This window comes from Pseudomonas sp. Irchel s3b5, from assembly GCF_900187435.1.
In the GTDB taxonomy this organism is placed as follows: domain Bacteria; phylum Pseudomonadota; class Gammaproteobacteria; order Pseudomonadales; family Pseudomonadaceae; genus Aquipseudomonas.
In genome coordinates, this window is the sequence record NZ_FYDY01000002.1 from 119,416 (window position 1) to 137,945 (window position 18,530).

Annotated in this window: 17 protein-coding genes and 1 pseudogene; 9 read left to right on the forward strand and 9 right to left on the reverse strand. The window is 61.0% G+C overall.

What is annotated here, in order from left to right; genetic code table 11:
- Window positions 1-71: 71 nt before the first annotated feature.
- From glcD to yghX, 5 genes are all read left to right on the forward strand, one after another.
- On the forward strand, window positions 72-1,571 hold the full coding sequence (gene glcD / locus CKW15_RS02685; RefSeq protein ID WP_095151528.1) for a glycolate oxidase subunit GlcD: 1,500 nt from the start codon (window positions 72-74) through the stop codon (window positions 1,569-1,571).
- Window positions 1,571-2,635: a glycolate oxidase subunit GlcE gene (gene glcE, locus CKW15_RS02690; RefSeq protein WP_095151529.1), complete on the forward strand. Its 1,065-nt coding sequence runs from the start codon at window positions 1,571-1,573 to the stop codon at window positions 2,633-2,635. The genes glcD and glcE overlap by 1 nt, the downstream gene beginning before the upstream one ends.
- Before the next feature lie 3 nt (window positions 2,636-2,638).
- A complete protein-coding gene (glcF, locus tag CKW15_RS02695) occupies window positions 2,639-3,856 on the forward strand; it encodes a glycolate oxidase subunit GlcF (RefSeq protein ID WP_095151530.1) in 1,218 nt (405 codons plus the stop codon).
- A gap of 19 nt (window positions 3,857-3,875) precedes the next feature.
- Complete coding sequence (locus CKW15_RS02700; protein ID WP_095151531.1) at window positions 3,876-4,277, forward strand: heme-binding protein; 402 nt, start codon at window positions 3,876-3,878, stop codon at window positions 4,275-4,277.
- 149 nt (window positions 4,278-4,426) lie between these two features.
- On the forward strand, window positions 4,427-5,314 hold the full coding sequence (yghX, locus tag CKW15_RS02705; protein WP_095151532.1) for a YghX family hydrolase: 888 nt from the start codon (window positions 4,427-4,429) through the stop codon (window positions 5,312-5,314).
- 118 nt (window positions 5,315-5,432) lie between these two features.
- Here the strand turns inward: yghX and CKW15_RS02710 are convergent, their stop codons facing one another.
- Both CKW15_RS02710 and CKW15_RS02715 read right to left on the reverse strand, forming a co-directional pair.
- Window positions 5,433-6,086, reverse strand: a complete 654-nt coding sequence (locus CKW15_RS02710) for a peroxiredoxin (RefSeq protein ID WP_095151533.1) — start codon at window positions 6,084-6,086, stop codon at window positions 5,433-5,435.
- A gap of 107 nt (window positions 6,087-6,193) precedes the next feature.
- Window positions 6,194-7,144, reverse strand: coding sequence for an aldo/keto reductase (locus tag CKW15_RS02715; protein WP_177450544.1), 951 nt, complete (start codon window positions 7,142-7,144; stop codon window positions 6,194-6,196).
- Window positions 7,145-7,340: 196 nt separating this feature from the next.
- On the opposite strand from CKW15_RS02715, the gene CKW15_RS02720 reads away from it, so the two are divergent.
- Window positions 7,341-8,141, forward strand: a complete 801-nt coding sequence (locus CKW15_RS02720) for an alpha/beta hydrolase (protein ID WP_095151654.1) — start codon at window positions 7,341-7,343, stop codon at window positions 8,139-8,141.
- Between the two features lie 181 nt (window positions 8,142-8,322).
- Window positions 8,323-9,183 (forward strand): CAP domain-containing protein, encoded by an 861-nt coding sequence (locus CKW15_RS02725; RefSeq protein WP_095151535.1) that lies wholly within the window; start codon window positions 8,323-8,325, stop codon window positions 9,181-9,183.
- Window positions 9,184-9,660: 477 nt separating this feature from the next.
- Here the strand turns inward: CKW15_RS02725 and CKW15_RS02730 are convergent, their stop codons facing one another.
- The 4 genes and pseudogenes from CKW15_RS02730 to CKW15_RS02745 form a co-directional block, all read right to left on the reverse strand.
- Complete coding sequence (locus CKW15_RS02730; protein ID WP_095058482.1) at window positions 9,661-10,293, reverse strand: PQQ-binding-like beta-propeller repeat protein; 633 nt, start codon at window positions 10,291-10,293, stop codon at window positions 9,661-9,663.
- Window positions 10,294-10,329: 36 nt separating this feature from the next.
- Window positions 10,330-11,533: pseudogene (locus tag CKW15_RS02735) on the reverse strand (helix-turn-helix domain-containing protein).
- Window positions 11,534-11,835: 302 nt separating this feature from the next.
- The gene (locus CKW15_RS02740; RefSeq protein WP_095151536.1) at window positions 11,836-12,861 is read right to left on the reverse strand and encodes a sterol desaturase family protein; all 1,026 of its coding nucleotides are present in this window, start codon (window positions 12,859-12,861) and stop codon (window positions 11,836-11,838) included.
- A 75-nt stretch (window positions 12,862-12,936) separates the two neighbouring features.
- Window positions 12,937-13,599 carry a hypothetical protein gene (locus CKW15_RS02745; RefSeq protein ID WP_095151537.1) on the reverse strand — a complete coding sequence of 221 codons (663 nt, stop codon included), beginning with the start codon at window positions 13,597-13,599 and terminating at the stop codon, window positions 12,937-12,939.
- Window positions 13,600-13,755: 156 nt separating this feature from the next.
- On the opposite strand from CKW15_RS02745, the gene CKW15_RS02750 reads away from it, so the two are divergent.
- Together CKW15_RS02750 and CKW15_RS02755 are read left to right on the forward strand one after the other, a co-directional pair.
- Window positions 13,756-14,127: a DUF3302 domain-containing protein gene (locus CKW15_RS02750; RefSeq protein WP_095058478.1), complete on the forward strand. Its 372-nt coding sequence runs from the start codon at window positions 13,756-13,758 to the stop codon at window positions 14,125-14,127.
- A 3-nt stretch (window positions 14,128-14,130) separates the two neighbouring features.
- Window positions 14,131-15,090, forward strand: a complete 960-nt coding sequence (locus CKW15_RS02755) for an HlyD family secretion protein (protein ID WP_095151538.1) — start codon at window positions 14,131-14,133, stop codon at window positions 15,088-15,090.
- Between the two features lie 36 nt (window positions 15,091-15,126).
- On the opposite strand, the gene nirD is transcribed toward CKW15_RS02755, so the two are convergent.
- From nirD to CKW15_RS27930, 3 genes are all read right to left on the reverse strand, one after another.
- The gene (gene nirD, locus CKW15_RS02760) at window positions 15,127-15,501 is read right to left on the reverse strand and encodes a nitrite reductase small subunit NirD (protein ID WP_095151539.1); all 375 of its coding nucleotides are present in this window, start codon (window positions 15,499-15,501) and stop codon (window positions 15,127-15,129) included.
- Window positions 15,501-18,062, reverse strand: coding sequence for a nitrite reductase large subunit NirB (gene nirB / locus CKW15_RS02765; RefSeq protein WP_095151540.1), 2,562 nt, complete (start codon window positions 18,060-18,062; stop codon window positions 15,501-15,503). Before nirB ends, nirD begins: the two co-directional genes overlap by 1 nt.
- 101 nt (window positions 18,063-18,163) lie before the next feature.
- Entirely contained in the window at window positions 18,164-18,376 is a 213-nt protein-coding gene (locus tag CKW15_RS27930) for a hypothetical protein (RefSeq protein ID WP_143498338.1), read from the reverse strand.
- Window positions 18,377-18,530 lie beyond the last annotated feature (154 nt).

Sequence of the window (18,530 nt, forward strand, 5' to 3'; positions counted from 1 at the left end):
CAACCCATGGACAGTGGACCGTTCCGGGCCAATCATTAACGTCAGTGGCATCCTGCGAGTGTCGTGAACCGATGAACATTCTCTACGATGAACGCGTTGACGGCGCACTGCCGAACGTCGACAAAAACCTGCTGTTACAGGCCCTGCGCACGCAGTGGCCCGACCTTGAAGTCCTGCATCAGAAGGAAGAGCTCAAGCCGTACGAATGCGACGGCCTGTCCGCTTACCGCACCACGCCCATGCTGGTGGTGCTACCACGGGACATTGCCCAGGTTCAGGGCGTGCTGCGTATCTGTCATGAAATGCGTGTGCCGGTGGTTGCCCGGGGCGCTGGCACAGGTCTGTCGGGCGGCGCATTGCCACTGGAAAAAGGTGTTTTGCTGGTGATGGCGCGCTTCAACAACATCCTGCACATCGATCCCGCCGCCCGCACGGCGCGGGTCCAGCCAGGTGTGCGCAACCTGGCGATTTCCCAGGCCGCGGCGCCGTTCGGCTTGTATTACGCGCCGGACCCTTCTTCGCAAATCGCTTGTTCCATCGGCGGCAACGTCGCGGAAAACGCCGGTGGCGTGCATTGCCTGAAGTACGGCCTGACCGTACACAACGTATTGAAAGTCGACATTCTTACCGTCGATGGCGAACACCTGAGCCTGGGCTCCAATGCCCTGGATTCGCCGGGGTTTGACCTGCTTGCATTGTTCACTGGCTCCGAGGGCATGCTCGGGGTGATCACCGAAGTCACGGTCAAGCTCTTGCCCAAACCGCAGACCGCCAAAGTGCTGCTGGCGGCGTTCGACTCCGTGGAAAAGGCCGGGCGCGCCGTCGGCGACATCATCGCTGCGGGCATCATTCCCGGAGGCCTGGAAATGATGGACAACCTGGCCATTCGTGCCGCCGAAGATTTCATCCACGCCGGTTATCCGGTCGACGCCGAAGCCATTTTGCTGTGTGAACTCGACGGTGTTGAGGCCGACGTCGCGGATGACTGCGACCGGGTGCGCGAGGTGCTGCTTCAGGCCGGCGCGACCGAGTTGCGCCAGGCCAAAGATGAAGCCGAACGCGTGCGGTTCTGGGCCGGGCGCAAAAATGCCTTCCCGGCCGTCGGCCGTCTCTCGCCGGACTATTACTGCATGGACGGCACCATCCCCCGCCGCGAATTGCCCGGCGTTCTGCATGCCATCGCCGAACTGTCGAACGAATATGGCCTGCGCGTGGCCAACGTGTTCCATGCCGGCGACGGCAACATGCACCCCTTGATTCTGTTCGATGCCAATCAACCGGGCGAACTTGAACGTGCCGAAACCTTGGGCGGCAAGATTCTGGAGTTGTGCGTGAAGGTCGGCGGCAGCATCACCGGTGAGCATGGCGTGGGGCGCGAGAAGATCAATCAGATGTGCGCGCAGTTCAACAGCGACGAGTTGACGGTGTTCCATGCGGTCAAAGCGGCGTTTGATCCGGGCGGCCTGCTCAACCCTGGCAAGAACATTCCGACCCTGCACCGATGCGCCGAGTTTGGTGCCCTGCACGTGCACGGCGGTCAATTGCCCTTCCCTGAGCTGGAGCGTTTCTGATGGGCAGCCCGGACGATTTCGATGACAGCGCCCTGTTGCTCGAGCAGGTCAATCAGGCCCTGGACAACGCCACGCCCGTGCGCATCCAGGGTTCCAACAGCAAGGCTTTCCTGGGGCGCACCATGGTGGGGGAAATCCTCGACACGCGTTCGCACCGGGGCATTGTCAGCTACGACCCGACCGAACTGGTGATCACCGCCCGCTGCGGCACGCTGTTGTCGGAACTGGCTGAGGTGCTGGACGCCGCCCAACAGATGTTGCCCTGCGAACCACCGTCCTTCGGTGAACGCGCGACCGTCGGCGGCATGATTGCCTGCGGACTGTCGGGACCACGGCGGCCGTGGTCCGGCTCGGTGCGCGACTTCGTCCTCGGCACACGGGTCATCACCGGCCAGGGCAAGCTGTTGCGCTTTGGCGGCGAGGTGATGAAAAACGTCGCCGGCTACGACCTGTCGCGCCTGATGGCCGGCAGTTTCGGCTGCCTGGGGGTGATTACCGAAGTCTCTTTGAAGGTGCTGCCAAAACCTCGGCAGACCTTGAGTATCAGCCTCGACATGGACAGCGAACACGCCCTGCGCCAGTTGGCGGACTGGGGCCAGCAACCGTTGCCGATCAGCGCGGCCTGCCATGATGGCGAACGCTTGCACTTGCGCCTTGAAGGTGGCGAAGGGTCGGTGGCGGCAGCCCATGAGCGTTTGGGCGGTGAGCGGCTGGACGGCATGTATTGGGACGATCTCAACGAACATCGCCTGAGTTTCTTCGATGAGGATCAGCCGCTTTGGCGTCTGTCCGTGCCAAACAACACACCGCGTTTGTCGTTGCCCGGCCGCCAGTTGATCGACTGGGGCGGCGCCCAGCGCTGGTTGAAATCCGATGCCGAAGCGACGTTCATTCGCAAAGTCGTCGAGGAAGTCGGCGGCCATGTCACCTGCTTCAGCCATGGCCTGACCGACACGCCGTTCCAGCCGCTGCCCCGGGCGCTGATGCGCTACCACCGCAGCCTGAAGCAACAACTCGACCCCCAGGGCATATTCAACCCCGGACGCCTGTACGCGGAGCTTTGAACCATGCAGACGACATTGAGTGAACGCGCCCGCGAGCTGCCCCGTGCCGCAGAAGCCGAAAGCATTCTGCGCACCTGCGTGCACTGCGGATTCTGCAATGCCACGTGTCCGACCTATCAATTGCTCGGCGATGAACTGGACGGGCCACGGGGGCGGATTTACCTGATCAAGCAAGTGCTGGAAGGCAACGAGGTCACGCAAAAGACTCAGCAGCATCTTGACCGCTGCCTGTCGTGCCGCAACTGCGAAACCACCTGCCCTTCGGGCGTGGATTACCACAACCTGCTGGACATCGGCCGGGCGGTGGTCGATGCGGCAGTGCCGCGCCCGCTCGGTCAACGCCTGTTGCGTGAGGGTTTGCGCCGGACCGTTCCTCATCCGGAGTTGTTCAAGGGACTGGTCAACAGCGGTCAGGTATTCCGGGCACTGCTGCCCGACGCCTTGCAAAGCAAATTGCCGCGCCATGCAACGCCTGCCAAGCCGCGCCCCCGCACCCATCGCGATCGCCAGGTGTTGATGCTCGAAGGTTGCGTACAACCCAGCCTGTCGCCCAATACCAATGCGGCGGCGGCGCGGGTGCTGGATCGATTGGGCATCAGCGTTATCAGCAGCCGCGAGGCCGGTTGTTGTGGCGCTGTGGATTATCACCTCGACGCCCAGGCCGCCGGTCTCGACCGTGCCCGGCGCAACATCGACGCCTGGTGGCCGAGTATCGAAAAAGGCGCCGAGGCGATTGTGCAAACCGCCAGCGGTTGTGGCGCGTTCATCAAGGATTACGGGCATCTGCTCGCCAGCGACCCGGCCTATGCCGACAAGGCGAAAAAGGTCAGCGCACTGGCCCTGGACCTGGTGGAAGTGCTGCGCAACGAGCCGCTGGAGCAGCTCGGCATCCACGCTTCGCAGCGTTTGGCGTTCCACTGCCCTTGCACCTTGCAGCACGGGCAGAAACTCGGTGGCGCGGTGGAGGCCTTGCTGATGCAACTGGGTTTCAACCTGACCAGCGTTCCCGACGGCCACCTGTGCTGCGGCTCGGCGGGCACCTATTCGCTGACCCAGCCGGCGCTGTCCCGGCAACTGCGCGATAACAAGCTCAACGCCCTGGAAAGCGGCCACCCCGAGGTCATCGTCACGGCCAATATCGGCTGCCAGTCGCACCTCGACGGCGCTGGCCGAACCCCGGTCCGGCACTGGATCGAACTGGTCGAAGCCGTCCTGCCTTAACCGAATCCTGGAGATGTCCATGAACCGTAAAGCCGTCCTCAGCCAGACCGAAGTCAGCCAGATCCTCGCCGCCGCCCGCACCGAAGCGCAAAACAATCAATGGGCGGTGACCATCGTAGTCGTCGATGACGGCGGTCACCCGCTCGCCCTCGAACGCCTCGACGGCTGCGCTCCGGGCAGCGCCTACATCGCCACCGAAAAGGCGCGCACCTCGGCGTTGGGTCGACGCGAATCCAAGTTTTATGAGGACATGGTCAATGGTGGACGCCACGCATTCCTGTCAGCCCCGTTGCTGACTTCGCTGGAGGGCGGCGTGCCGATCGTTTTCGACGGCCAGGTGATTGGCGCGGTCGGCGTGTCCGGCGTCAAGGCCGAGCAGGATGCGCAGGTGGCGAAGGCCGGGGCGCAGTGCCTGAAATGAAGCTCTGACACCACCGTTGATCCCTGTAGGAGCGGGCTTGCCCGCGATGGCGGCGGCACAGGCAATAATACTTTGTCTGACACACCGCTATCGCGAGCAGGCTCGCTCCTACAGGGTTTGTGTTCAACCAGCCCGAGAGGAACGCCACCATGACCCGCCTCACCGCCAAAGACTTCGCCCCCGAACTGCTGGAGCTGTACGACTACTACGCCCACGGCAAGATCAATCGCCGGGAGTTTCTTGATCGTGCGGCGTTGTTCACCCTCGGCGGATTGACCGCCAGCGCCCTGCTCGCGGCGTTGAGCCCCAACTATGCACTGGCCGAGCAAATCGCGTTCACCGACCCGGACATCATTGCCGAATACGTCACCTACCCTTCGCCCAAGGGTCATGGCGAGGTGCGGGGTTATCTGGTGCGCCCGGCCAAGGCCACCGGCAAGGTTCCGGCGGTGGTGGTCGTGCATGAAAACCGCGGGCTCAACCCGTACATCGAAGACGTCGCCCGGCGTGTGGCCAAGGCGGGGTTCATCGCCCTCGCCCCGGATGGCCTGAGTTCGGTCGGCGGCTATCCCGGCAACGACGATAAAGGTCGTGAACTTCAAGCGACGGTCGACCCGGAAAAACTCATGAACGACTTCTTCGCCGCCGTCGAGTGGATGATGAAACACCCGGCCGCCACAGGGAAAGTCGGCATCACCGGGTTCTGCTACGGCGGTGGTGTGACCAACGCCGCTGCGGTGGCCTACCCGGAACTGGGCGCTGCCGTATCGTTCTACGGTCGCCAGCCAACCGCCGAAGAAGTACCCCGGATCAAGGCCCCGGTGATGCTGCACTACGGCGAGCTGGATACACGCATCAACGAAGGTTGGCCGGCCTATGAGAAGGCGTTGAAGGCGGGGGGCAAGACGTATGAGGCGTTCATCTACCCTGGCTGCAATCATGGGTTTCACAATGATTCCACACCGCGTTATGACGAGGCGGCGGCGAAACTGGCGTGGGAGCGGACGGTAGGATGGTTTAAAAAGTATCTGCTTTGAATCGGAGTTTCAGGTCGGCAGGACCGGCCGGCCTCATCGCCAGCAAGCCGGCTCCTACAGGTGTTCACAAAACCTGTAGGCGCCGGCTTGCTGGCGATGGCGGCTACATTGCCGAAAACTATTTTGGCTGAGCCACAGTCCGCAAATACGGCTTCAGGGTCTTGAACCCGTCCGGGTACTTCTTCTTCGCATCCTCGTCAGACACCGACGTCGGAATGATCACATCTTCACCCGGCCGCCAGTTCACCGGCGTCGCCACGGTGTGCTTGGCATTCAGTTGCAGGGAATCGAGCAACCGCAGCACTTCATCGAAATTGCGCCCGGCACTCATGGGGTAGATCAGCATCGCCTTGACCTTTTTGTCCGGGCCGACAATGAACACCGAACGCACCGTGGCGTTGTCCACCGCCGTGCGCGAGCCGCCGCTGGCGTTGGGGTGGATCATGTCGTAGAGCTTGGCCACCACCAGGTTTTCGTCGCCGATGAGTGGATAGTTGACCGCCGCGCCCTGGGTCTCGGCGATATCACCCACCCAGCGGTTATGGTCGCTGACCGGGTCGATGCTCAGCCCGATAACCTTGGTGTTGCGCTTGTCGAACTCCGGTTTGAGCTTGGCCAGGTAGCCCAGCTCAGTCGTACAAACCGGAGTGAAATCCTTGGGATGGGAAAACAGAATCGCCCAGCCGTCGCCGATCCATTGATGAAAGTTGATGCTGCCCTCGGTGGTGTCAGCGGTGAAATCCGGTGCTTCGTCGCCGATACGAATTGCCATGTTCGATCTCCTTGCAGTGATGGACAGGGACGCCATCGGCACCGCATTTGCGATGCCCAGACGTGGACGCGGAACAGTATAGGAGAGCTTTCACGGCCCGTTGGCGACTAGCTCACCAACGCAATCAGCTGCTGACGCTGGGCGTCGGTGAGCATCGGGCCGAAGCCGGCGCCAGCGTTTTCCGCCATGTAGCGCGGGTTGCCGGTACCGGGAATGACACAAGTCACCGCCGAATGGGACAACAGAAACTTGAGCGCCAGTTGCGGCCAGCTCTTGACCCCGACTTGTGCCGCCCAACCGGGCAGTGGGTTGCCCTGAAGCCGATCAATCAAGCCGCCACCCCCAAACGGTCGATTGCAAATCACCGCCACGCCCCGGTCGCGGCACAGCGGCAGGATGCGTTTTTCGACGCCACGGTCATCCAGCGCATAGTTGATCTGCAAGAAGTCCAGCGGCTCGGCCTTGAGCACCGCTTCCACTTCTTCATAGGCCGAAGCGGTGTAATGCGTGATGCCGATATAACGGATGCGCCCCGCTTCCTTCCAGTGGCGCAACGTCGGCAGATGGATTTGCCAGTCCAGCAGGTTATGGATCTGCATGAGGTCGATACGGTCGGTCTGCAATAGGCTGAAGGACTGCTCCATCTGCGCAATGCCTTCCTCGCGACCACGGGTCCACACCTTGGTCGCCAGAAACGCCGGCGAGCGTGGCTCATGGATCGACAGCAGCTCACCGGTGGTCTGTTCGGCGCGACCGTACATCGGTGAGCTGTCGATGACCTTGCCGCCCTTCTCGAACAACGCATTGAGCACGACGGCCAGGTTTTTGTAGGCGGGGTCCGAGGGCGCCATATCAAAACCGCGATAGGTGCCAAGGCCGACGATCGGCAATGACTCATTGCTATTGCTGGAAGGAATGACGCGGGTCTGCATGGTCTTGCCTCCTGTTCCCGTCGGCGGCGCCGATTGTGCACCGACCGGACCGAACGTGAATACCGCCGAAGCACCGGCAGCCAGCGTGAGAAGTCTTCTACGGGTGTAACCCTCAGAATGGCTCATAAAATGCCCTTCACCAGTCGACCAGGTTTCGACTTGTTGCGTCTGACATTCCGTACTGCTTGCCACATCAGCGTAGCTGCCGCCGACGATTCTTCCCTGTTCGTCATACTTCAGGGTCGCCAACGCATTGAGCCACGCGGGCATCGGTGCCCTCCTTTACCGCCAGCTACACTTTGACAGCACCCCGGAGCCGTCAATTCCACCCACTAACGTTAGCCGAATGTCTCGAAAACTGGTGTTGCTCGTCGTCATCCTTGCCGCGCTGTATCTGGCGCTCTGCCTTCTGCTGTTTGTCTTTCAGCGCTCGCTGATCTACTACCCGCAACCCCGGGCCGCTGAATCGTCAGCAACGCTGCTGACGCTACCGGTCGACGACGCGCAGGTGCTTGTGTCGGTGCGTGCGCAGCATGGCCCGAAAGCGCTGATCTATTTCGGTGGCAATGCCGAGGACGTCTCACGCAGCCTGCCGGGGTACGCCGAAGCCTTCCCGGACCATGCCTTGTATTTCATGCATTACCGAGGCTTTGGCGGCAGCAGCGGTTCTCCCTCCGAAGAAGCCATCGCCCGCGATGCCATGGCCTTGTTCGACAAGGTTTACGCCGACCACCCGCAGATCACGGTGGTTGGGCGCAGCCTGGGTTCGGGGGTCGCCGTGCGCCTGGCCAGCGCCCGCCCGGCGACGAAACTGGTACTGGTCACGCCGTACAACAGTCTGGAAGAACTCGCAGTCCGCCAGTTCCGCTGGTTGCCGGTGCATTGGCTGTTGAAGGACAGATTCGAATCCTGGCGCTATGCCGCGCACATCGCCGTGCCGACGAAGCTGATTGCCGCCGAACATGACGAAGTGATTCCCGGCGCCAGCACCCAGCGGCTCTATCGCCATTTCCTCCCCGGTGTGGCGTCGCTGCAGGTGATTCCAGGCGCGGGGCACAACTCGATCAGCGACAGTCCCGAATATTTCAAGGCATTGGGTGGTGGTTCGGAAACGGCGCATTAGAGTCTGTGGCGAAAGGGCTTGCCCCCGCTGGACGGTTGGAGCGCGCGCCTACCCTTCGTCGGACATTGGGTTCCGGCACCAAACAGGCTCGCGCCCGCCGTGAACCTTGTCCCAAGACGCCAGTCATACCAGCGTTTTCCCCCACTCCCATCGTTGTCATCTCTTTCGAGTTGTCCGCACCATGCGCCAAACTGTCGTTGCCTTGCGCTTTACTTCACTGTGCCTGTCTGCCTTGCTCCCCGTTCTTGCCAGCCCCGCCCATGCCAATGGGCAAAGGCAGCTGGTGGACGCCATCAACGACTATCGCGCTCACCCACAGCGCTGCGACCGACGCCCGGCGCAGCGCTTGTCGCCCCTGTCACTCAAGCCGAACCTGGCATTGCCCATCGGTTATGGCGGCGGATTGCGCGACCGATTGAAGGCTTCCGGCTATCAAGCGGTGACAGTACGTTCCATTCGCGTGGTGGGTGCACAGGATGCCGAGGACGCATTCGACCTGCTTCAAGACGAGCACTGCGCAGCGCTGCTCGACAGCCAATACGCCGACATCGGCGTCACCCGTTCCGGGCGTGAATGGCAAGTGGTGCTTGCCAAGCCCGTGCTCGAGGGACAAACCGGCGATGCGCGAAGCGCCGGCAAGGCGTTGCTCGCGCAGGTCAATGCGGCGCGTGCCAAACCGCGCCTTTGCGGTCGTCAGCGCTTCGCCGCTGCCCGCCCCTTGAGCTGGAACCCCGCTCTGGGTGCCGCCGCCCAAGGTCACAGCAAGGCCATGGCCTACGATAACTATTTCGCGCATCAGGACCCCGATGGTGACATGCCCGCAGACCGGGCCAGGGCTGCCGGTTACCGTGGCCGGCAGATCGGTGAAAACATCGCTGCCGGCCAGGGTTCGCCAAGCAAGGCGATGGCCGGTTGGCTCGCCAGCCCCGGGCACTGCGCCAACCTGATGAACCCGATGTTCACTCAGGTCGGTGCCGCTTACGCCGCAGACTCGCGCAGCGACAAAGGCGTCTACTGGACCATGCTGTTCGGCGCGCCCTGATCCGACTGAATCGCACGCATGAAAAAGCCCGCACGTCGCGGGCTTTGATAATGAAAGAAAGTAGGTGGCCGGTGCTGGTCTCCGGCTTACAAGGTTTATCAGGACTCCCACAAAAGAGTGATGAAACTGTAAAGATGCTCTTCTGCTTCACACGGCATAAGGGCTGGATCCCAGCGCGGAGATCTTTCTAACCGTGTACCCTTCGGAACGCGCCCCACGTTTCCTTGCTATCCTTTTGCGCATCAGTCTGCGTCTTCACCTACAGGATTCAGATTAGCAAAATCAGCCGGATTGCCAAGGCCGGTTTTAGACCGATTATGTTCTAGAGAAAACGTGGCAGGACGGAAAAATACTATGCGCCTCCCCCTGTGGGAGCGAGCCTGCTCGCGATAGCGTCAGTTCAGCCAACATCGATGTTGCCTGTCACATTGCAATCGCGAGCAAGCTTGCTCCTACAAAAAGTTTGGTGCCTGTGATTCACGCAGGCCGGCGTACCACCCTCACCTTTCCGCTGCCGCCACCACCGCAGAAAAACCGCTCGCCACCATCGAATTCCAACCCAGAAACCCCGACTCCTTCCGGCATCTTGAGGCTTTCCAGGACCTCGCCGGTTTTCGCGTCGACGCGGCGCAGTTCGCTCTCGTCGCCTTCCCATGTGCCGTGCCACAGAGCCCCCTCGACGAAGGTGACACCGGTGACAAAGCGGTTGGACTCGATGGTGCGCAGGATCTTGCCGTTTCCGGGGTCGATCTGGTGAATCTTGCGTTCCTGATACTGCCCCACCCACAGCGAGCCTTCGGCCCAGGTCAGCCCCGAATCGCTGCCACCACCGGGGGCGGGAATGGTCGAAAGGATATGTCCGGTCCGGGGATCGATTTTGTGGATGCGGTCTTCGGCGATCTGGAACAGGTGCTCGCCATCAAAGGCAGTGCCGGCATGGGCGGCAACGTCAATCGAGCGCAGCACCTTGCCACTGTCCGGGTCCAGCGCATTGATTTTGCTATTGCAGGCAAACCAGACCTTCTCGCCATCCCACGTGACGCCGCATACATGGTCGACATCGGCAAACGGGCCGTATTCACGAATGATTTCAGCAGTTGCGTGTTTCATCCTGGCATTCCTCAACAAGGGGTTGTGGCGTCGATCCTAGCCACCGGGCAGCGAAACCGGGAGTAACAAGGTCGTCGCGAAACCGGGCACAGGCGGCGTCATCCAGCGCCGCGCTCGACCACGCCCCAGCGATTGCACCTTGCCTTGTTGCGCCAATGCATCCAGAGCCCGTTGCACTGTGCGCTGGCTGGCACCCAGGGCCAACGCCAGCGCGGAACTCGACCACGGCTCACCGTCGGCAAGGCTGGCAAGCACCGCCGCAAACTTTTCCTCGACGGGTTGGGCCAGCACCATCACCTCCGGGCATGCCTGTGATTGCAGGACAAATCCTCGTGGGGTGGCGGTCACTTCTGCCAGGGGCTTGAGCGCTTTACGCAGCCTGCCGATTTCAACCCGCAGCCGTGCGCGATGGGATTCGTCGGAGAGTTTCAATAAGTGTCTCTCTTGAAACATCGCCGGGCCACGCTTCAGCCAATGTCCGGGCAAGGATGAACAGCACCGGACGCGTGGCGAGGGAGACCGACATGCCACAGCCGCGCACGCTATATCGGCATGCATCCACCACCAATGCCGTCGAACCGAGCACGGCCTCGACCTCCTCCAGCAACACCGGCCGCGCTTCGCCTCGAACAATCAGGCGCGCCGCCGGGGTGTCGAGCAGGCGTGCCGCGTGTTCGACCTCGGCCATCAGCGCCGGGATATTCGCCTGTTCGGCCGCGTGTCGGGCCCGGGTCAGCGCTTCCTTTGCCGCGTTCGATTGCAGCCGCCGAATGGCGATCCCCGCGACGACCAGTTCATGGATCGCACGCAAGGCCGGCGGTAATGGGCCGGGGTCAAGTTCCGTGAGTGTTTGCTGTGCTTCGTCGAGTCGCCCGATCAGCAACAAACGACGGATTTGCAGATACCGCGCATGCGCCGCGTTGAGCCGGTCACCGTGGGCCTCCAGCGTCACCCGCGCCGCTTCCAGCGCCTTGACCGGCCAGCCGAGTTCCCGCGAAGCCAAGGCGATTTCGGCCTCGGCCACCACGCACCGCGCGCGGGACAACACCTCTTTCGGGGCGAAGGCCCGGTGGGCACTTTTCACCAGTGCCCTGGCCCGCTCCAGATCACCCAGTTGCGCCATGGCAATACCGCGCAAGGCCAGCGCCGGAGCGTCATTGCGCAAAGCAACGCGGTCCAGCGCGCCGAGCGGATCGCCCGCCGCCAACGCCAGCGCTGCTGCCGTGATCATCGAGTCCATCGAAATCCCGCCACGCTTGTCACTCCCGCACCTGGATACTCCGGTTTAGTCTAAATCACGACTATCCACCAGGTGCGTACAAGATGAAGGGAGACCTGAGCGGTTTTACCACGCCAACTGGCAGTCAATCGGTTTCACGCCGGAGGAATCGTCGCCAGCGCACCAATCAGAATGGTCAACACCAGAAAACCGCCCAGAAAAATCGTCATCTTCGCCATACAACCTCCCATACCGTGAATGGGATTTATTGTGGGCCGATGACTGCACCCGTTACAGATGCAGATTGCGCGGAAAAATACGGATCAGCGTTGGCTGCGCTCGATGTCGATTATTGCGATGGCGGACCTTTTGCGCGAAAGGACTTGGTGGGCGATATCGATAAACGGCGTGAGGATCAAGCCGCGAACCGTCAGGTAACGCTCGACATCCTGGTCACCCGTACCGAATTGAAGCGTCTCCGGCTTCGATTGCGTGACATAGAGCGTGCCGAACATCCAGTCCCAGAGTGACAGGTTAATGCCGAAGTTCTTGTTGAAGTGCCGGGGCGCATTGCTGTGGTGGATCTGATGTTGCGCGGGGCTGCTCACCACGCGCTCGATCAAGGGGCCAAACGAAAACCAGACGTGGCTGTGGCGCAGGTTGGCCGCCAGTCCATTAAAGATGAAAACCATGTAGGTCACGCCAAACAGCGTATAGCGGCTGATCTCCCCGCCACAGGCGTACCAGAACAGGCCGGCGTAGGCGCCAATGCAAATCGTATCGCTGAGTTTTTCCACCACTTCTTCGAGAAAATGCGTTCGGCTGGCGGTGGCCGGCACCAGCACAGGCGCCGAATGATGGACTTTATGGAACGCCCACAGATAGCGGGAATGAAAGGCACGATGGCCCCAGTAATGGCTGAAATCCTTCACCAGAAATACGCCAAGCCCAAACAGCAGGGACAACGAGAGATTGTCCCCCACTTGCGTACGCGCCCCCCACAACCGGGTGAAAAATGCGCTGTAGTCCGCAGAACGCAGGACGTACGGATCGACCAGGCCGACGATGGGCAGCACCAGGGCAACCTTGAGGACGGCGAGGACGAAGTAGTAGCGATAGTCCAGCAGGGCCGACCGGTGCAGATAGACCCGGCCGCCGCCGATGAACTGCCAGAATGAGCGCGCGTCGGTCAGCCCGCGTGCGCTCCTGAAGCGGAACAGACACCAGGCGACACTGTAAGACGACAGTAGAAACGCCAGGCACAGGCGACCGTTCACATCAAAGAGCCCAAAAAACTGCTCGGTGACCGGCTCAACCAGGTAGTGATGTAACGCGGCGAGAACATCCATACCCGGCTGCCCAGCGAAAATGGTTGCGCATTGTAAATGAGAATGAGTCTTCAGTGTATATCCTGATCTCAGTCTTCACCCGCCAAGCGCAATGATCGCGACGATCAGCACCCCGCCCGTCACCGCCATCACCGCACCGCCCTGCCATGGTTTTGCACCGGCATACTTGGCGAGCATCCAGCCGGCGATGAACAGCACCAACAGCCCGATCAGGTTGGACAGGCGTATGGCAAGGGCTGTCTGGTCAAGCAGGATGAACGGCACCACCAGCGGAAACGTCGAGCCGGCGACCAACAGAAAAACCCCAAGTGCGCCTTTGAAATCATCCCAGCCGAGGCTCGCCTGCTCGGGCAGCGAAGGCTGTTCAAGCAGGCGGCTGCGCAACAATTCCAGGCCTTCCGTGCCGGCCGCCGCCGCGAGATGCAGCGGCAGTACTTGTGCAACCAGTGCCTGACCGTCCGCCGAATCCGCACCGTTACGCAAGCTGACGTACAACTTGATCCTGCGCGTGCGCTCGACCAATGTCCGCAGCAGATACATCACCGCGTCCGCCAGCCCCCAGGCGAGATTGCAACCGAGCGCGGCGATCATCATCGTGCGTTCTGCCGATTGATCTGCGGTTGCCACGCTGATGGTTCCCGTAAAAGTCATGGCCATCAACAGGCCGAAAATCACTTCGGTAATGCGCTCCACGGGATCGAGTACCCGTGCCCTTTTTTGTTCTGATTGACTTTGCATGCGTCTTCGCCTTGAAGGTTTGTTTCCAACCATTTACTCGCAGTTTTTAGCCGTTGCAGGGCCCATGAGTGGCGTGTATCGTCCCGGCCCGCTCAAGTGTAGTTTGAGCGGCTACACTCAGCCGAGCACATCTGCTGATTCAAAGGGGGCCAATTCATGCTTGATTACTTTGCACTGGGTCTGTTGATTTTTGTCGGGCTTGTTCTGTTCTACGGAATCATCGTCCTTCACGACATTCCTTATGAAATTTCCGTACACCGCAACCACCCCCATCAAGACGCGATCCACGCCACTGGCTGGGTCAGCTTGTTCACCCTGCACGCATTGTGGCCATTTTTATGGATATGGGCGATGGCTTACAGGGAAGATCGGGGCTGGGGCTTCGGCGACGGCGGAACACCGAAAAGTCATGTGATTCACCTCGAACAACAAGTCGCGGAATTGCAAGGTCGCGTCCAGCGCCTCGAAGCGGCGACGGGCACGACGCACTCCGCATTGCCGACGGACAATAAAGGCGAGGGCATCTAAGCCATGGATCTCTTACTTATCCTGACGTATGCAGCCCTCTGTGTTGCGATCTTCAAAATCTTCCGCATTCCCTTGAACAAATGGACGGTCCCCACGGCGGTACTGGGCGGGATCGTGATTATCGGCGCGCTGATTTTCACGATGAACTACAACCACCCGTACTCCGAGGTGGCCCGTTCGTATTTCGTGTCGGTCCCGGTGATCCCCGTGGTCAGTGGCCAGGTGATCGACGTGCCGGTCAAGACCAACGAGCCGCTGGAAAAAGGCGATATTCTGTTTCGCCTGGACCCTGCGCCGTTTGAATACCGGGTCAAATCCCTCAAGGCGCAACTGATCGCCGCGCAGGCCGACCGTGCCCGTATCAGCGAACTGATCAAGCGTAACTTCGCCACTCAACGCGAACTGGATACCGTCGTCGCTCGAAGCGATGACCTGAAGGCACAGCTGGACAATGCGCAGTACGAACTCGAGAACACCACGGTTCGTGCACCGAGCAAAGGTTTTGTCACTCACGTTTCGCTGCGTCCGGGCATGATGGCGACCCGATTGCCGCTGCGCCCTTCCATGGTGTTCATTCCTGACGAGGGGCATTACTTCTCGGCGTGGATGCGTCAAAACAGCTTGCTGCGTCTGACCGAAGGCGACGAGGCTGAAGTCGCGTTCGACGGCATTCCCGGCAAGGTGTTCGAAGGCAAGGTCAAAAGTGTCATTTCCGTGATCGCTGAAGGCCAGGTCCAGCCTTCGGGCACGCTCATCGGCTTCACGGGTTCACCGCCCGCGGGCCGCGTGCCGGTGATCATTGAAATCACCGACCCCGATTACGCCCAGTACGCTCAACAGATGCCAGGTGGCGCTTACGGACAGGCCGCCGTCTACAGCCAGCATTTTCACCATATCGCCATGATGCGCAAGATCCTGTTGCGCATGGCCGCGTGGATGAACTACATCTTCCCGTTCCATTGATTCAAGGGGACATGGCGTAGCTTGACGACCCGGTCGTCAGGCTACGCCAATCTCCACGACACCCTCATTCAAACGCACGGGCCAGACGCGCAGCTGCTGTTGCGGGTCTTCCAGGCAGCAACCGTCTTCCAGGCGAAAGTGCTGTTTGTAGATCGGCGCGGCGACCACCAAATCCCCCTTGATACTGCCAATCAGGCCACGACCAATCACATTCGCCCCCGATTTCGGGTCGTGATTGTCGATGGCGTAGAGCGTCTGGCCTTCGACCGTGGGCAGATAGAACAGCGCCACTTGCGCGCCGTCATGCCACACCACGACGCCGGAGTTGTTCACCAGGTCTTGCTCATTGCAGACGGATTGCCAGGCCCCGGACTGCAGGGACTCGGCGCGTTGGGTATTGAATGGGCTCATCAGGCAATCTCCTCGGTGACAGGGATAAGGTTGAGTTCGGCGGCCATGATCGGACGACGCTGACCGCGTTCCTGGACAAAGTGGATGTCCGGGTCCGGGCGCTTGTCGTTGACGAAGGTGCGGAAGCGCTTGAGTTTTTCCGGGTCCTTGAGGGCGTTGGCCCACTCGCATTCATAGCGATCGACCACCAGTTGCATCTGCGATTCGAGTTCGGCACCGAGCCCGAGGCTGTCGTGAATGATCACGTCCTTGAGGTAGTCCAGGCCCCCTTCCAGGCTTTCGCGCCAGACCGAGGTGCGCTGCAATTTGTCGGCGGTGCGGATGTAGAACATCAGGAAGCGGTCGATGTAGCGGATCAGGGTTTCATCATCAAGGTCGGTGGCGAACAGCTCGGCATGACGCGGGCGCATGCCGCCGTTACCGGCGATGTAGAGGTTCCAGCCCTTCTCGGTGGCTATCACGCCCACGTCCTTGCTCTGCGCCTCGGCGCACTCGCGGGTGCAACCGGACACGGCGAACTTGAGCTTGTGCGGCGAGCGCAAACCTTTGTAGCGGTCCTCGATGGTCAGGGCCATTTGCACACTGTCCTGCACGCCGTAACGGCACCAGGTGCTGCCCACGCAAGACTTCACGGTACGGGTCGATTTGCCGTAGGCGTGGCCGGTTTCGAAACCCGCCTCAATCAACTCGCCCCAGATCTCCGGCAACTGATGCAATTGCGCGCCGAACAGGTCGATGCGCTGGCCGCCGGTGATCTTGGTGTAGAGGTCGTACTTTTTCGCCACCACACCGATGGCGATCAGTTTGTCGGCAGTGATCTCGCCCCCCGGAATCCGCGGCACGACCGAGTAGGTGCCGTTTTTCTGCATGTTGGCCATGAACGTATCGTTGGTGTCCTGCAACGGCACCAGCGAGGTGTCCATGATCGGCTGGTTCCAGCACGAGGCGAGAATCGAACCCACTGCCGGTTTGCACACATCGCAACCGGTGTGGCCGCGACCGTGTTTGGCCAGCAGCTCTTCAAAGGTGATCACCCCTTCCACACGCACCAGCGCATAGAGTTCCTGACGGGTGTAGGCGAAGTGTTCGCACAGGCTTTTATCGACGCTGACACCACGGGCAATCAGCTCGTGTTCGAACACTTGCTTGAGCAATCCGGCACACCCACCGCAACCGGTGCAGGCCTTGGTCTGCGTCTTGAGCAAGCCAAGGTCGCTGCAACCACCGTCGATGGCCGAGCAGATCGCGCCCTTGGTGACGTTGTGGCACGAGCAAACGGTGGCCGACTCCGGCAGTGCGCCCGGGCCCAGGGTCGGGGCACCGGTCGACGACGGCAGGATCAGGCTGGCCGGTTCCGCCGGCAAGGCGATGCCGTTCTGCATGTATTGCAGCAAGGTGTCGTAGTAACTGTTGTCGCCGACCAACACGGCCCCGAGCACGCGTTTACCCGACTCGTCGACCACCAGGCGCCGGTAGCTCGCCGTGGCTTCATCGATGAACTGATAGCTGCGGGCGCCCGGTGTATTGCCGTGGGCGTCGCCAATGGAACCGACATCGACACCCAGCAGTTTCAGCTTGGTCGACATGTCGGCGCCGGTGAACGGCTCGGCGTCCTGCTGGCACAAGCGGGTCGCAACGCTGCGGGCCATTTGATAACCCGGCGCGACCAGACCGAACAGGCTGCCGTTCCACGAAGCGCATTCGCCGATGGCGTAGATGTCGGGGTCGCTGCTCACGCAGTTATCGTCGATCACCACACCGCCACGCGGGCCGATTTCCAGTGCACATTGACGGCCCAGCGCATCCTGCGCACGAATCCCGGCGGAGAACACGATCAGGTCGGCTTCAAGAAATTCGTCATTGCCGAAATTCATCCGGTAGCGATATTGCTCACCCGCGCTGATCGACTGCGTGCCGCGTGCCAGATGCACGCCAACGCCGAGTCGTTCGATTTGCGCCTTGAGCGCACGACCGCCGTATTCGTCCAGTTGCACCGGCATCAAACGCGGGGCGAATTCCACCACGTGAGCTTCCAACCCCAGGCTTTTCAGCGCGTTGGCCGCTTCCAGGCCAAGCAACCCGCCGCCGACCACCACGCCGCGCCGGGCATTGGCCGCCGCCGCACGAATCCCGTCGAGGTCTTCGAGGGTGCGATACACCAGCCGCGAGTCGCCCTCGGCGCCTTCAATCGGAGGTACAAACGGATAGGACCCGGTGGCCAGCACCAGTTTGTCGTAAGCGACACTGCCTTGGGCGGTGATGACTTCGTGACGTTCGCGGTCGATCTCCAGCACCGGCACACCCAGGTGCAGCGTGACGCCCGGCATCTGGTACAACGAAGCCTCGCCCAGTGCCAACGACTCGGCATCGCGACCGGTGAAGTACTCGGAAAGGTGCACACGGTCATAGGCGCGCATCGGCTCTTCGCTGAAAACGTGCAGCCGATAATGGTCAAGGGCACCGCGCTCGATCAGTTGCTCGACGCAATGATGTCCGACCATGCCATTGCCGATCACGACCAGCGTTTGCAGTTTGTTCAAAGTGGCAACATTGGAATTCATAAGAAGCACCCGGCCAATCCATCACGGTTCAAAAAGCAAAAAAAAACGCCTGAAACCTTGCGGTTCCAGGCGTCTTTGCCTGTTCTTTTATGGTGTTGAAATCAGACGGCTGTGCCTGATCCACCGATGTTGCCCTCGACCTGTGCGGCCAGTCGATCGTCGTTGACCGAGAGAGCTTTCCACGGAATAACCCATGGACTTGATGATGACGTTTGCAGCAACTGTGCCAGTCGACAGCAAAAGCCCTGTAACCCCATTGGCACCAACGGTTTGCGTTCATCCAGCCGCACAAACCCGCCCGGATCAACACTCACGACTTCGCTTCCGACTGGTGCGATGCGAGCAGCCGGCGCGTTAAAAAAGTGCAGATTCGCAGGCTCCCGCCCCTTCATCCGCAGCCCCGAATGCGCTGTTCAGCAGAGATAACGCAGCAATCGAGCATTCTGGCGCGTGACTTGCTAGAACCTC